This is a genomic window from Psychrobacter sp. UBA6739 (assembly GCF_002453835.1).
Classification (GTDB): Bacteria; Pseudomonadota; Gammaproteobacteria; order Pseudomonadales; family Moraxellaceae; genus Psychrobacter; species Psychrobacter immobilis_A.
Map to the genome: position 1 here is coordinate 16,677 of NZ_DKHR01000056.1, position 15,370 is coordinate 32,046.

General features: G+C 42.0%; 12 protein-coding genes. 9 read left to right on the forward strand and 3 right to left on the reverse strand.

The window, feature by feature from the left end; translation table 11 throughout:
• The first annotated feature begins 23 nt into the window (after positions 1–23).
• The 5 genes from B2575_RS12105 to B2575_RS12125 all read left to right on the forward strand — a co-directional run bounded on the left by B2575_RS12105 (position 24) and on the right by B2575_RS12125 (position 7,097).
• Positions 24–1,499, forward strand: coding sequence for an aldehyde dehydrogenase family protein (locus B2575_RS12105; RefSeq protein ID WP_296242300.1), 1,476 nt, complete (start codon positions 24–26; stop codon positions 1,497–1,499).
• 151 nt (positions 1,500–1,650) lie between these two features.
• Complete coding sequence (locus B2575_RS12110) at positions 1,651–2,640, forward strand: membrane dipeptidase (protein ID WP_201502858.1); 990 nt, start codon at positions 1,651–1,653, stop codon at positions 2,638–2,640.
• A gap of 196 nt (positions 2,641–2,836) precedes the next feature.
• Entirely contained in the window at positions 2,837–4,522 is a 1,686-nt protein-coding gene (locus tag B2575_RS12115) for a BCCT family transporter (RefSeq protein WP_201502857.1), read from the forward strand.
• Between the two features lie 126 nt (positions 4,523–4,648).
• Positions 4,649–6,388, forward strand: a complete 1,740-nt coding sequence (locus tag B2575_RS12120; protein ID WP_296242303.1) for a hypothetical protein — start codon at positions 4,649–4,651, stop codon at positions 6,386–6,388.
• A complete protein-coding gene (locus B2575_RS12125; RefSeq protein ID WP_201555171.1) occupies positions 6,372–7,097 on the forward strand; it encodes a DUF3726 domain-containing protein in 726 nt (241 codons plus the stop codon). Before B2575_RS12120 ends, B2575_RS12125 begins: the two co-directional genes overlap by 17 nt.
• Before the next feature lie 410 nt (positions 7,098–7,507).
• Here B2575_RS12125 and umuD read toward each other — a convergent pair whose 3' ends face one another.
• Together umuD and B2575_RS12135 are read right to left on the reverse strand one after the other, a co-directional pair.
• Positions 7,508–7,933 carry a translesion error-prone DNA polymerase V autoproteolytic subunit gene (gene umuD, locus B2575_RS12130; protein WP_296242305.1) on the reverse strand — a complete coding sequence of 142 codons (426 nt, stop codon included), beginning with the start codon at positions 7,931–7,933 and terminating at the stop codon, positions 7,508–7,510.
• Entirely contained in the window at positions 7,934–9,244 is a 1,311-nt protein-coding gene (locus tag B2575_RS12135; protein ID WP_296242307.1) for a Y-family DNA polymerase, read from the reverse strand.
• A 317-nt stretch (positions 9,245–9,561) separates the two neighbouring features.
• Between B2575_RS12135 and B2575_RS12140 the strand changes: the two genes are divergently transcribed.
• From B2575_RS12140 to B2575_RS12150, 3 genes are all read left to right on the forward strand, one after another.
• On the forward strand, positions 9,562–9,909 hold the full coding sequence (locus B2575_RS12140) for a hypothetical protein (RefSeq protein WP_296242308.1): 348 nt from the start codon (positions 9,562–9,564) through the stop codon (positions 9,907–9,909).
• A 114-nt stretch (positions 9,910–10,023) separates the two neighbouring features.
• Positions 10,024–10,374: a hypothetical protein gene (locus tag B2575_RS12145; protein ID WP_296242310.1), complete on the forward strand. Its 351-nt coding sequence runs from the start codon at positions 10,024–10,026 to the stop codon at positions 10,372–10,374.
• A gap of 160 nt (positions 10,375–10,534) precedes the next feature.
• A complete protein-coding gene (locus B2575_RS12150) occupies positions 10,535–12,406 on the forward strand; it encodes a hypothetical protein (protein WP_296242312.1) in 1,872 nt (623 codons plus the stop codon).
• Between the two features lie 241 nt (positions 12,407–12,647).
• Here the strand turns inward: B2575_RS12150 and B2575_RS12155 are convergent, their stop codons facing one another.
• Complete coding sequence (locus tag B2575_RS12155) at positions 12,648–13,580, reverse strand: hypothetical protein (protein WP_296242314.1); 933 nt, start codon at positions 13,578–13,580, stop codon at positions 12,648–12,650.
• Positions 13,581–13,862: 282 nt separating this feature from the next.
• Between B2575_RS12155 and B2575_RS12160 the strand changes: the two genes are divergently transcribed.
• Positions 13,863–15,370, forward strand: a 1,508-nt coding sequence (locus tag B2575_RS12160; RefSeq protein ID WP_296242316.1) for a type I restriction-modification system subunit M, incomplete at its 3' end; no start/stop codon positions are given.

Here is a 15,370-nt window from a genome sequence, read left to right on the forward strand (position 1 = left end):
AATACTTTATCAAGGAAGCTCTTATGTCAGCTCACACCGCCCAACAGATATTGCAGCAAGACCCAACCAAATCACTTTACATCAATGGTGAATGGCAGGCAGGCGTAAATACCGTTGCCAATATTAACCCATCTGATATCACTGAAACTATCGGTGAGTTCGCCCAAGCGAGTAGCGATCAAGTCAAAGACGCTATTGCTGCTGCCCGTCACGCTCAGCCAAAATGGGAAGCAACTCCTTTAGAAAAGAAGCAGTCTATCTTACAAGCGATTGGCGATGAAATGATTGCTCGCTGTGATGAGTTAGGTACGCTGTTGTCTCTTGAAGAAGGCAAGCCATTTGCGGAAGGTCGCGGTGAGATTTATCGCGCAGGGCAGTTCTTCCATTATTATGCCGCCGAAGTGTTGCGTCAAATGGGCGACCTTGCCGACTCTGTGCGTCCGGGTGTGAAAGTTGAGGTCACCCGCGAAGCTGTCGGTGTGGTCGCGATTATTTCACCTTGGAACTTCCCAACCGCCACTGCTGTGTGGAAAATCGCCCCAGCCTTAGCCTTTGGCAATAGCGTCATTTGGAAGCCTGCGAATTTAACCCCTGCCAGCGCGGTTGCATTGGCCGAAATTATTCACCGTCAAGGCATGCCTGAAGGTACATTTAACTTGCTATTAGGTGGCGGCTCTAGCGTTGGTGATGCGCTTATTAATTCTACAGATATCGATGCGGTTAGCTTTACGGGTTCTGTGCCAACAGGTCGCAAGGTCGCTGCTGCGACGGCACCGAACTTTATTCGTTGTCAGCTTGAGATGGGCAGCAAAAATGCCTTGGTTATCGCTGACGATGCCGATTTGCAAGTTGCTATTGATGCGGCGGTGGCTGGTGCGTTTGGTGGTTCGGGACAAAAATGTACCGCTTCTTCGCGACTCATCGTAATGGATAGTATTCATGATGCCTTCGTCGAAGGTGTGGTCGCAAAAATGAAAACTTTAAAGGTCGGTCATGCGCTTGATGACGGTATCTTTATGGGTCCTGTTGTCGATGACAAGCAGCTGGCGTCAAACATGGACTGGATCGAAAAGGCCAAGCAATCAGGTGCAAATTTAGCCTTTGGTGGTGAGCGTTTAGAGATGCCGCATGACGGCTACTATATGTCGCCTACGTTATTTACCGAGACGGACAACAGCTGGGATATCAACCAAGAAGAAGTGTTTGCACCGCTCGCTTGTGTCATGCGCGTCAAGAATTTAGAAGAAGCGATTGCGATGACCAATGATACGCGCTTTGGTTTGACAGGCGGCATCATTACGCAAAGCTTGCGTAGCAGCGCGATATTTAAAGAGCAAGTACAAGCTGGCTGCGTGATGGTCAATCTAGCGACTGCGGGTACCGATTACCATGTGCCGTTTGGTGGTCGTAAAGAGTCGAGCTTTGGCCCGCGTGAGCAAGGTCAATACGCTAAAGAGTTTTATACCATCGTCAAGACTGCTTATCAAAAAGCGTATTGATTTTTAGTAAAGGGTAGCTTTTGTAGGCTGGGTTTTTAACCCAGCATCGTAATTTTGCAAAGTCTTAAGCTGGGTTAAAAACCCAGCCTATGCCAAAATTTACTTAGAAAACAGCCGACACTATTTGTAAAAGCATAAAAAGGGAATTGATATGTACCAAAATCATATCGTCATCGACGGATTACAGTATAGCCATTGGGATCGCGACTACTTCAAGATGCTAAAAGATAGTGGTATCAATGCAGTACACGCAACCTTGGTCTATCACGAAGATGCGCGTCAGACCATGACACGTTTCGCTGAATGGCACGCACGTTTTGAGCAAAATGCTGATTTGATTTTACCCGTGTACTCGGTTGCTGATATCAAAACGGCAAAAGAGCAGGGTAAAGTCGGTATCTTTTTTGGGGCACAAAACTGCTCACCAATTGATGACGAAATTGGCCTGATTAGCGTCATGCGCCGCTTGGGTTTATTAATTATGCAACTGACTTATAACAACCAAAGCTTACTAGCGACTGGCTGTTATGAGCAGAACGATAGCGGTATTACGCGTTTTGGTCAGCAAGCCATCGCTGAGATGAATCGCGTCGGTATGATTATCGATATGTCGCACAGCGCTGAGCAATCAACGCTTGAGGCGATAGAAGTCTCCTCGCGTCCGATATGTATCAGCCATGCCAATCCAACGACTGCGCACGATGCCCTGCGTAATAAATCAGATACGGTCATTAGCGCCTTAACCAAAGCGGGCGGGCTGTTAGGTTTTAGCTTATATCCGTTTCATTTGCCGAATGGTAGTGATTGTACGCTTGATGACTTCTGCACCATGATTGCCAATTGCGCTGATAAATACGGTGTCGAGCATTTATCCATTGGTAGTGACTTGTGTCTCAATCAACCCCAAGCCGTGCTTGAGTGGATGCGTAATGGGCGCTGGTCAAAAGCGATGGACTATGGTGAAGGCAATGCCAATAATTCAGGTTGGCCAGATACCTTGCCGTGGTTCGCTGGCAAGGAGGGTATGGAAAACATCTATAACGGTTTGCTAAAACATGGCTTTAATGAGATTGACGCTGGAAAAGTCATCGGTCAAAACTGGTTTGATTTCCTTGGAAATGGCATAAGGCCTTTAGCATAAAGGATAATTCTAGCAAGTTATCGCTAAAAATCGCTATAGGACGACAGACGTTTTATAGCGCATACCCATTTGAAATAGATAGCTTTGAAGTAAATGCCTTTGAAATCAATAATATAGTGAGGTTATCTGGTTATATCCTCATTGCGATACCTCTGATTTAAAACGCAACATTAGCCTTAGCATATGGAGCCACATCATGGCCGATTTAAAGGGACTTAACCAAGGTGAGCAAGGATGCTCAAACGCTGCCAATAGCACAGCGGATAAGGTCAGCACTGTACCAGCTGCTGCCGATATTGATGCGTTGGGGCTAAAAAACCCGGCCTTTCGGTATAGTGGCGGGTTTATTACGATTTTTGTGCTCATGGCAATTTTTGCAGAAGCACAGTTAGCAACGATCGTGGATGTTGGTTTTAAATGGTCGGCCAATATCTTTGGCCCTTTTTGGCAAATTCTGCTTCTCGCTACTTTCGTCATCGCTTTAGCGGTTGGTGCAGGTCGCACGGGTCGTGTGATTTTGGGCAACTTACCAAAGCCTGAAATGGACAATTTCAAGTGGATGGCCATCCTATTTTGTACATTGTTGGCTGGCGGTGGGGTTTTTTGGGCGGCGGCAGAACCTATTGCTCATTTTGTGTCAGCGCCTCCTTTATACGGTGAGTCACCAGACTTGCAACAACGAGCATTTAACGCCTTATCACAATCTTTTATGCATTGGGGATTTTTGGCGTGGTCGATTGTCGGTAGTTTGACCGCGATTGTGGTCATGCATTTGCATTATGACAAAGGCTTGCCGCTGAAACCTCGCACACTTCTTTATCCTATGTTTGGTGAGCGCGTACTTACTGGTCAAACGGGCGCGATTATCGATGCTTGTTGTATCGTCGCCGTTGCCGCTGGTACGATTGGTCCTATCGGTTTTCTGGGTCTACAGACCAGCTATGCCCTCAATACCTTGTTTGGTATTCCTGATACTTTTGCCACCCAGCTTATCATTATCATATTCGCGATTGCGCTTTATACCTTATCAGCGATCAGTGGTCTTGCTCGAGGCATGCAATTGCTCAGCCGCTTTAATGTCATCTTGGCAGTTGCGCTGATGGTCTTTATTTTGATATTTGGGCCGACCAATTTTATCGTCAATGGTTATATTCAAGGTGTCGGCACGATGGTCGATAACTTTATTCCGATGGCCACTTTTCGCGGTGATGAAGGCTGGCTTGGCGGTTGGACCGTGTTCTTTTGGGGTTGGTTTTTGGGTTATGGCCCGATGATGGCCATCTTTATCGCTCGTATTTCACGTGGTCGTACCATTCGTCAATTGATTACCACCGTATGTATTATTGCGCCGCTCGTTACCTGCTTTTGGTTCACCGTCGTTGGTGGTTCGGGTCTGGCGTTTGAGATTGCCAATCCGGGCAGTGTCAGTAGCGCCTTTGAGGGCTTTAACTTACCTGGTGCACTATTAGCCGTTACCCAGCAATTACCCTTTCCTTTAATTACCTCGATATTATTTCTAATTTTAACCACCGTTTTTATCGTCACGACAGGCGATTCGATGACCTATACCATCAGCGTCGTCATCAGTGGCGAGCGTGAGCCAAACGCCATGATTCGTACCTTTTGGGGCATCATGATGGGTGTAACAGCGATTGTTTTAATCTCGCTTGGTTCAGGGGGCGTGACCGCATTACAGTCCTTTATCGTGATTACCGCTGTGCCAGTCTCTTTTATCCTGCTGCCATCGCTATGGAACGGACCACAAATTGCCCAGCAAATGGCGCGAGAGCAAGATTTGTATCGACCTAATCAGGTAGAGGTAAGACATAAAATCAGCGAAGAAAAACGTGCTAAGGAAAAGCTTACTCAAAAAACTGATTGATCACCAAACGGTCAAGGTCAAAACAACGATCCTCAAAACGGCTGAATATTTATTTACCAATAGATATCATCATTGAGATTATTAACAAAGCTGCTGGCTCAGTATATTAGGTAAGGTAGTGAAATTATGAATATGATTCATGCAAATAATGAAAGCATTAACGTCAAGCCGCCCCAACTTACCACTGAATTTCGTACTCGTGACGTGATTATGAATGCAGAAAGGTTGGGCGCGATGCACCAAACTCGCATTAGCTTTGTGCGCACGTTACTGCGTAAGATTGATAGAGAGCAATGGACGCTCAGTACCCATTTGTGGGGTTTGGATGAGCAAGGCTATGGCACGGTTATTTATCGCCTCAATACCCCAGAGCATCTGTATCATCTGGTGGTTTTTTGTAATGAGCTGGCTGATGATGAGCGCAACGATAGGGTGATTGCCCAAAAATGGGATGTGACCTTTGGTCTGGTCTTTGGTGAGATAAGTGAGGAATTACTGGGTAATCTACAAGCCAACGTACCGCTGCAAGAAGCAGGTCGCAACTCTAATATGGTGATGGTGCTGGCAAGAGCAAATAAGAGCGTACGGGTCTTTGATCATATCGTTAGCTCACTCGCCGTTGGTCAGCAACCAGATTTAGATATACTTGCGCAAGTGGGTTATATATTGCGCACTACTGCCGTGTATGGCAATGGTAAGTTTGGTATTTATGACTTCAAACCGTTAGATCACAGTGCAGATTTTGATCAATCCTTTCGAGCGCAGATGTGTGCCGTGTATTTGCTGCGTGAGTTTAGCTTAGATTGGGTCGATTATTTGGCAAAGCAAAAAGGCGGTAACAACGCCGCTGTGCTGCATCCAGAGATTAAGCGTTACTTGGGAGTTGGTAACGCCACCGGTCTGGGCATGGCACCGTATCTAATCAACCATCCTTGTGTCGTCGATCAATGGCTAACTACCCGTGAAGAAGCGTTGCAAGTGACACTGATCTGCCAGATTGAACCCAAAAAAACCGTATATTTTGCCAGTTTAATTAAACGTGCTATTCAGCATTTTAGCGAGATTGTCACTATCAATGAGTCGCAAATCAAACTCAATGAAGCGGTCGTTGCAGAGTTAGCCGTATTACAAAATACTTTGATGGCAACCATTAATCACTACAGTACATGGGCGGAGTTCTTACAAGCTCACCATCATCTAAGCCTTGAGAGCCAAGAGGTGATTATCTCTTGCTTGATGGAACTCTATCCTGAGCGTGTCGATGAGTTTCAAGAAAAAATAAATGCCGATGAAACGCTATCGTTACCGAAAGGCAAGGTGATCCAAGATTTAATCGATGTATTAGAGCTACATTATCAGTGGGCGATTAATATTGATTTTAGCCAGCCCGATAATAGCTATTGGTTTTGGTATCGTTCGGTGGATAAAGAAGAGCCAAGGATGGGCGTGCGCGGGCAAGAACCGGGTGCTGATCGTGAGCTTGCATTAGACATCGCACGGCAAGCGAATAAGCTGTATCTCGCGTTGAAACCCACCGATCCAAAGCAGCTCATTTCAGAGTTCATCTTAAATCAGCCAAAATATCGCTCGATTGCGCGCCGCGTTTGGACGATGGGAAATAAGCCACTGGGCGATATTCAGATGAATGTCTTGCATAAAACCGCATTACCCATGCACCTGTTACGGTGTAAATTATCGATGTTTGGGGCAACCAAGTTCGATCCCAGATCAGATCGCTGGGTGCGGATCACCTTGTTTCAAGGTGCGCCTTTGTTTGCAGAAGTGCATAGTGATGAATGGCTGTTTCCTTTATTACCCGATTTATCAAAAGAGCAGGGAGGTTTGACTCATGATCGTATCGCATAATGAAATCGTGACGATAGTACACAAAGCCTTTACTGGGATGCACCGAGAAGTAGGCGAAGCGGATGTGATTGCTACTATGGTTGCTGAGTTACAGATGGCGGGCTTGGACGGTATCAGACACTTTAACAATGCCAGTCCGTATATCTTAACTGAGCACGATACGCCAATCGATATCGTCCATCAACAAGACGGCGCTATTCGTTTAGATTTGCATGGTAGCAGCTTGGCTTGTCACTTGCCGACTATCATTGACTATGCTCTGGAAAAAATGGGTGATTTGGCGCATTTTCATATTTATTTACAGAACTGTCATAACCGCTGGTTGGCTTATAGCGAGCTGGTGGGGCTGGCTGCCAAAGGCTTTGCTTGTCTGGCTAAATGGGACAATGGCTCTGTGCCCAAGCATACATTATTTACGTTAAATCAAGGTTTTGTGTATCCTGATTTATACTTTTTTGACCAAGCACAAGCCAATTATAATACCAATGATATGATTATTGAAATTGCGACCCAAAATTTTGATATTGAACAGGACATACAGCATTTCAATCATAAAATATCGACAGATGAGCTATTTGAAACCCATCAGCGCGCATGGAAAGAAGGCATCTATGTCGACGATGAGCAGTGGGCGATACTCAAAAAAACGGCTGCGGCGATGTTGGTAGAAAATAGCGAAACATCAAGTAAAGGTGCGGGAGGGGCGTAAGCGAGAGGAATGTAATAAATAAAAGGTTACAAAATGACATAGGCAAATAGATTAAGCCAAAAAGAGGTTTGTAATTAAAAATTTCAGAAAGTATTTTGGATTAAAAGGTATTTCGGAGTTGTTTGAACAGATGGGAAAAGCTAGAGGCTTTGATTAAGCAGAATAAGATTGGCGGTGAAGGAGGAAGTCGATCTATAATATTAAGGGTTTGATTATAAAGGATTTCTATATATTAATTGGTGAAATAGACCAACAATTAGACCAACAGCTTTCAAGTATCGGATGCATGGCACACTTCGGGATTTATCTTACAATAAAATGTAACTAAATATTTCTACGGCATTATTTGATTTCAAACATATACTATCACTAAAAAACCGTTTCTAGTAGTTAAGGTCAATTTTTCTATTTCACCGCTTAAGCCGTCTAATACTACTCGCCACCACTCCAAACAATTCAAGCGATCCTTTGACCACGATATCGGCATAATTCTCATTATGCGCTCGCAGTATGATGTGCTCACCCAGTATTAATTGCTTGGCAGTAAAACCATCATCTATCAGTGCTATCACAATGTCTTTATGGCAAGCTGTTAGTGAGCGATCAACGATAAGAATATCATTAGGGTAGATACCAATATCAATCATGCTGTCACCTTCCACCTCGACCAAATAGGTTGATGCTGGATGGCGTATGAGCAAGGTATTTAAATCAATACGGTTTTGAACATAGTCAGTTGCTGGGCTTGGAAAGCCCGCTTTCACTTTATCACTGTATAGAGACAGCAATACCGTTTCACCTTCATTGGTCAGCTTACCGATTATTTTGACAGTCATCTAATGCACCTTAGGCAATTGATTGATGTTGGTGGTATAGCAAGGAGAAAGCATATTACGGCTCATTTGCCATGACTGCTTATCTTTAATACCTTCACTGGCAATAAATACCGCTGCTTGCTGATTGCTGTTCTGCCCGTACTTTTGATTGAGCTCATCCATGATAGCGACCAATGCTAGACTTTTCTTAGTGCTCTTACTGCCATTCTGATCGTTATCACTTGCTTGTGTAAACAAATCAAGCTGTACCTCATTATGTTGGCAAATACCAAGTAGCATCACACCTGCCTTAGCGTAGCGTACATCTGCTTTATAAATAACCTTGAGCACTTGCCGAGCAGCTGTGACCATAATTCTAGTATCTGCTGTCGGTGTTATAAACTGATATTCACCAGAGATAGAGACATAAGCCTCATTCTTACTGAAAGGACTGTTCTTAGCAAAGACACCGATATAAGCACAGACGCTGTCTTGCTTACGGAGCTTACTAGCCGCTTTTGCCACATGACCACAGATGGATTCGCTTAGCTCATTGGGGCAGGTGATACGTTTAGAGAAGGAACATGAGGAGATAATTTGTTTCTTTGGCTCTATGCTTTCTATACCAATACACGATTGTCCGTTTAGCTCTAGGCAAGTACGCTCAAGTACCACGCCAAAGTGCTGACGTATCTTGGCGGGCTCACAGATAGCTAACTGATAAACGGTATGAATCCCCATCTCATTGAGTCTAACTTTATAACGACTACCCACGCCCCACAGCTCGCTAATATCCGTAATCTGCATTAAACGTCTTATCCACGTTAAGTCTTTTAATACACAAACACCTTTGGTTGCTGGATACTTCTTAGCGGCATGATTGGCAAGCTTTGCCATGGTCTTAGTACTACCAATACCAATACCGACTGGAATACCAGTGTGCATCTCAACAATTGCTTTTAGCTTCTTGCCATAAGCACTTAGATCTTGCATGGCAATGGGATAATCATCCAAGTATAAAAAGGCTTCATCGATTGAGTAGACTTCCACCGTTGGACACAGAGTCTCAAGTGTCGTCATGACACGTTGGGAGATATCAGCGTACAAGGTGTAGTTAGAGCTAAAGACGGTGACGTTGTTTTTTGTGCAGAAGTCTTTGACTTGAAAGTACGGCGCGCCCATTTTAATACCAAGCAGCTTCGCCTCAGGTGAGCGTGCCACCACACAGCCATCGTTATTGGAGAGCACGACAACCGGTTTGTCCTTTAGATCAGGTCGGAATAGCTTCTCACAGTTGGCGTAAAAGCTGTTGCAGTCGATGAGCGCATACATGGCAGACTCGGGTTATTGTCGGCATAAAGAGGGTTGCATCCAAATATTTATATCTAAGAAATTGGATGAGATGGCTCTGAGTGTAGAGGTTAGAGGTTAGAGAATTCAAGGGTAGATATGATTAAGACGACGACAGTTGTCGTGAGATTTTAGGCTGTTTAATGTGTATCTTGAATATTTAGCTTATTAAGCAAAAAGCTATTGAAACTATAGCTATTCAATAGTTATTGCTGTGATAGCTTAATTTCATTGCGTTATCTATTAATAATAAGCTATATTCCACACTTTATATTCAACACTAATCGAGATCCTATAGCATGAATAATCTGAAACTTAGTCTTATAGTAAGCGCATTGCTTGTCTCTATGTTAGGGGGCTCTCAAGCATTTGCTAAGAATATCGAAGTCAGTATTGGAAAAATCGCCGAAGGTAAAGAGATTATTATTCCTGGTTATGGCGAAACTTTGGATCACGAATACGAATGTAGAGACTCTCATCAAGCTGTATATATAAGAACTAATGGCAACAAAATCCAGCCAGCATGTGCCAATTACGGTAACCTAGATAGTGGAGTAACCCCTATAGAAGAATCTATAAATTTTTTTAATGGTAGTGTTAAATATAAAGATGCTGTATTAGATACCGATAAGAATAAGATACGTTAGCCAATAAAATCAGATACTTTCAGTGCTACTACTAAATCTTATTATTTTTTGAACGAAGATTAGTTAAATTAGATATGGCTAAAAATAAAAAAAATGTAAAGCTGGAACATAAATATGAATTTTTTAAAGTTGTTTGCTTTGTTTTTACCAATAACATTGATAGCTTGTAGTGGTAATGGGCCAAGCAAATCAGTCGTTAAAGAAAAAGTTTTAGAGAGTTTTGTGCGTACACCTGATTCAGTAGATTTTGATTACATCAAATGTGAGCCTAAGCCACCACGCAAATATAAAGGTTATAAAGAAGATGTTGAATTTCGTTGTATTGTCAGTTTATCTGTAGAAGCTTTAGGTAACAGTGATGTTGTTACTCGCTCATTTGATTTTGAGAATATTGATGGTATTTGGTATGCGGATAGACCTGAACAAGTTTCTAGAGAAGAAGCTGAAGTAGCAGAAGGAAGATAGCTTTTTCGATAAATAATATTAATTTAGTCTGGAATCGAAGCTATCACTTTATTTATACACCGTGTCACCATATGTAAGTTTTTTGGCACAAAAATTGCTTTCAAAAGGCACTAAAAATAATAGCTATTTAATAGATTAGCACTCCTTAAGGAAGTAAACAGTGACTCAAGAACTTTCCAGCATCATTCCACCTATTGATGACTCTGAAATAACACCAAAAGCTCTTCAACAAAACCTGTTTTGGATGGCGGTCGGCATTTACTCTTTACTATTACTAATAGGCTCAGTTCAGCCTATGATTGGTATCATTGGTCTTTTGTTGTTAGGAGTAGCAGCTTTATTCAAGGTTATTATTCGAAATTTTGAAGTTATCGCTATCTTATTATTATTAGGAATAGCGGCTATGGCTATTCCTTTTCTATTGATTATATATATTCCTGTTCTGTTATATTTTTTTATAAAGCGTCTTGGTTACCTGTTTCAGCATTTTGGCTTAGTAATGGCTGGACTGTTTATTTACTTCTTTCCTATAGCTATCATGGCAAATGGAACAGTTGAGTCTAATTCCTCAGCTGGTTTAATTATCCCTGTTGTAATGTTTCCCATAATCTTAAAAAGCTTCGTAGATTATCGTGGCTATACCGTTCAAAAAGCTCTTGAGATTATGTCTGAAGCTCCTATTCTGATTATCTCAATCGTCTTACCTTTTTTGAAATTAAATATAGGTGCGGACTTTGCAGAAGGGGTAGGCTCAGGGGAGACCGTCGCCGGTGAAGCCGCAGCAGCAGCAAAGCCAATGCCAAATGATGTGGCGTTTATGAAAGAGAGCCCTATCTACAAAGGTGCTTTTAGCACAGAGGTATCTGTTTCTGATCCAGTCGCTACGACTGCTATGTTGACTGCCAACTCGACCATTACGGTTAACGGATTCTTTCAGCAGCTACAAAATAGTCAACAAATACAGTATGAAGATGGTACAAGCTCAGCTATTAATAGCAGTTTTAATCAAATTAAACTTGGTGATAGTAGTTTTGACAGTTTCTACATACAAAATGATGGAGCCAGTCTAAAAATAACAGACAGTCAAGGTGATACTGTTGGGTTTATTAAGCAAAATGGAGCGAGCTTGAAAGTCACTGATGCTAATCATTTCAATATGGGTAGCATTACATCTGAACAAAATGGCTTTAATATTACTGATAGCTTTGGTAAATCGGTCGCTTCTATATCAGAAAATTCAGCGAGTCTAAATGCTTTTACCACAGAATCTATTATAGATATTGATGCTCAGCTTGATAGTATAAACAATACTAATATTACTCCAGTAGAGATCGATGCGCCTATATTAGAACAGAACTCATCACAATTATTAAACGATACAGGAATAAATATAGCGGAAGGTGAGTTAGCGGCCGATACGCTAGACACTGAAGCTGATGAAGAGGTTGTCAACCGTCATCAATTATTAGCAGTTGCTTTACTAAGTCTGATGGCAAATAAAAATCGTATTAGTGATACATCTAATAAGAAAATTAATCTTTCTAAAAATATGACGCAAGCTCAAGAACATATAGAAAGTGACTATTTATATCGTGACGATAGTTTTTATGCCTACATACAGAAACATGCCTCTGAAGATTTCAAAAATAATGAGCGTGTATATACGCACGATAAGATTAAAGACAATGCTAAATTCTCACCCGAATCAATGAAGGCTATAGAAGACAAGTTTGAATTATCAAATGAAAAGATATTACTAATATTTGATGATGCCTTTATCTTTACAGGTACCAATGGCATGGTTTTGACTGAAGATCATATCTATTTACGAGCGATGTTGTGGGAAACTCAGAGCTTTTTAATTGATGAAGTTACTTCACTAAATACTCAAGGAATTTTTAGTAATGAAGCTAAGTTTAATAATGGAAGGCTTTCATATAGATTTCAAGAGCAACCGCTAAGAGTAGCCTATAAAGAATTGATGAAATTATTTAAAGATTATAAAAATATACAAACCTCTGTAATAGGATAGCCTAATTGCATTGTCAGAGACGCTATAATAGGCCTAGATAAAAAATATAGACTAGAAATTAAGTGAGGGAATGGTTTCTATTACGTTTGTTTGGCATATCCATCTTTTACTACCTAGTGTAAACTAACATCGCGTTATAAAAAATGGCACCTACTTGAGGTGCCATTTTTTTGTGAATTATATAATAACCACTAACTGATAAAATCTACCAAACATCAAATTAGGTCTTAACTATATTTGGTTAATTCTGATAAACAGCTTTAATTTGTGTTTCTAAGAACTTGGTGGCAACGCTATTGTATTGATTACAGTAGACCTCTGCGATATTAGGGTCGATATCTTCTTTCTCTTGAATACCTTTTTGGTAATAATAAGCTTCATAAATTAAGCCTTTGTATACCACAGCAGCATTGATATCGCCATCTTCATCAGTATATCTTACCGCTTGCAATTCATTTTTGCTTCCGACATTTTCTTTGACAAGATTGCTGACAGTATTGTATTTTTTCTCTTTAGCAATCCACTGATCTATCGTCATACTGCCTTCCTCATCATAATCAGAAAAAGTATAGTAGTCTTGATCAGGTGTTTCTAAAAATATGTAACATTGAGAGCCACTAGGGAAAGTAGCGTTAAAGCTATCAGGGAAATAATCTAAATCTGTCTCTATCCCAGTCTGAGCATTTCCTGGCTGCTTGCCGACGCCAGTGAGGTCAAGAGTAATGATGTCATAAGTCGAATTAACGATGCTGCTACCTGACTGAATTTTTAGCTTGAACGTATCGCTATCTACGAAGTTGATTTTATAGAACTTACTATCGAACTCTTCAGGAACAGCGGCGAATAAATTATTACCAACATAATATTCTAATCTAAGGTCATCGCTTCTGCTGTCTTGATAGGCAGTAGGCGAGCTACCCACAACAGTAGAAATACTACGAATTAAGCCATTATTATTGAGCTTGAAATCAAATTTACCCCATCCTGTTTTGTATTGTCCATTGACCACGTCGCTGAAAGGGTCAAATGTTGCGTAGTTCAGCTCATTGTTGACGATAGGCCCACCATTGCCGCTGCCGCCTCCTACATACTCACCATCATCGTCACTTCCACAGCCTGACACCATTAATGCGCCTGCCAATACGATACCTGTATATAGCTTATTTATTTTCATGTTGTTACCTGTCGTTATATTTCAGTAAGAAACTTAATAGTAATCAAAGCTATTTTCAATTGCAAAACAAAAATTTAGTCTTAATATTATTGCTACGATAGTTTAGTGCTTCTAACTATTATCTATATCTAAATTAGTAGCATTCTCACAAGCCAAAAATTGGAGTGTAGTGAGTCTTATTAGAAACGACAATGTGCGCTATACTTCTAAGCAAAGCGAATGCATGACACCATAATCGACCCCTATAAAACTTATACCTTTCAAAGTATTCAGGAACCATAAATGCCGACCAGCACTACTACTAAAACTATCAATAAAATTAATCAAGACGATATCAACAAAGCCGTCTGGAACGCCTGTGACACCTTCCGTGGGGTGATCAGCGCCGATACCTATAAAGACTTTATCTTAACCATGTTGTTCCTCAAGTATCTGTCTGACGTTTATCGCGATGAGTACAACAAACTGGTTGAGCAGTTCGGCGACAACCCAGAACTGATCCATGCCATGATGTCCAAGCAGCGTTTTGTCTTACCTGAGGGCGCAAGCTTTTGGGATCTATACGAGCAGCGTCATCAGCCGGGCAACGGTCAACGTATCGATGAGGCGCTACATGCGATTGAAGAAGCCAACGGTACTAAGCTTAAAAACGTCTTCCAAGATATCAGCTTTAACACCGATAAATTGGGTCAAGAAAAACAAAAGAACGAATTACTGCGTCATTTATTAGAAGACTTTGGTAAAGATATTCTCAATCTAAGTGCCGAGCGGGTCGGTAGCCTAGATGTGATTGGTAATGCTTACGAATATTTAATCAAGCACTTTGCCGCCAGTAGTGGAGCGACGGCTGGTGAGTTCTATACACCGCCCGAAGTGTCGAATTTACTAGCGACTATCCTTGAGCCTGTCGAAGGTGATGAGATATGTGATCCTGCTTGTGGTTCAGGGTCGCTACTCATTAAGTGCGGGGCGATGGTACGCAAAAACTCAAATTCTAAGAAGTATGCGCTATACGGTCAAGAAGCCATTGGCTCGACGTGGGCACTGGCCAAGATGAATATGTTTTTGCATGGTGAGGACAACCACCGTATCGAGTGGGGCGATACCATTCGTAATCCGCTGCTCCTCGATAAAGACGGTCAGTTATTGCAGTTCGATGTGGTCACTGCCAACCCACCGTTCTCACTGGATAAATGGGGTCATGAAGATGCCAGCAGCGATCCCTATGGTCGCTTCCATCGCGGTGTACCGCCCAAGACCAAAGGCGATTATGCCTTTATCAGTCATATGATTGAGACGCTAAAACCTGCCTCTTCATCAAAACAAGGCGGCCGAATGGGCGTGGTCGTACCGCATGGCGTTCTGTTCCGTGCGTCCAGTGAAGGCAAAATCCGTCAGCAACTCATCGAAGAGAACCTGCTCGATACGGTGATTGGTCTGCCTGAAAAGCTGTTCTTTGGAACGGGTATTCCAGCCGCAATTCTCATCTTTAAAAAGAATAAAACTGATGACACGGTGTTATTTATTGATGCCAGCAATGAGTTTAAATCAGGTAAAAATCAAAACCAGCTCACTGATGCCAATATTGCCAAAGTCATCGAAACCTATAAAGCGCGTTCAAGCGTCGATAAGTACGCGTATCTAGCGAGCTTTGATGAAATTAAAGAAAATGACTTTAATCTAAATATTCCACGCTATGTCGATACCTTTGAGGAAGAGGCGGAGATTGATTTGGGTGCGGTACGGTCTGAGCGTCTTGAGTTAAAGTGTAGTGGTCAACTAATTTCGGA

Bases quoted from the DNA above. Each gene is read 5' to 3' on its own strand.
- umuD (WP_296242305.1), bottom strand. From the start codon at position 7,933: ATGACTGTCAAAATAATCGGTAAGCTGACCAATGAAGGTGAAACGGTA.
- B2575_RS12140 (WP_296242308.1), top strand. From the start codon at position 9,562: ATGAATAATCTGAAACTTAGTCTTATAGTAAGCGCATTGCTTGTCTCT.
- B2575_RS12125 (WP_201555171.1), top strand. From the start codon at position 6,372: ATGATCGTATCGCATAATGAAATCGTGACGATAGTACACAAAGCCTTT.
- B2575_RS12135 (WP_296242307.1), bottom strand. From the start codon at position 9,244: ATGTATGCGCTCATCGACTGCAACAGCTTTTACGCCAACTGTGAGAAG.
- B2575_RS12105 (WP_296242300.1), top strand. From the start codon at position 24: ATGTCAGCTCACACCGCCCAACAGATATTGCAGCAAGACCCAACCAAA.
- B2575_RS12115 (WP_201502857.1), top strand. From the start codon at position 2,837: ATGGCCGATTTAAAGGGACTTAACCAAGGTGAGCAAGGATGCTCAAAC.
- B2575_RS12120 (WP_296242303.1), top strand. From the start codon at position 4,649: ATGAATATGATTCATGCAAATAATGAAAGCATTAACGTCAAGCCGCCC.
- B2575_RS12110 (WP_201502858.1), top strand. From the start codon at position 1,651: ATGTACCAAAATCATATCGTCATCGACGGATTACAGTATAGCCATTGG.
- B2575_RS12155 (WP_296242314.1), bottom strand. From the start codon at position 13,580: ATGAAAATAAATAAGCTATATACAGGTATCGTATTGGCAGGCGCATTA.
- B2575_RS12145 (WP_296242310.1), top strand. From the start codon at position 10,024: ATGAATTTTTTAAAGTTGTTTGCTTTGTTTTTACCAATAACATTGATA.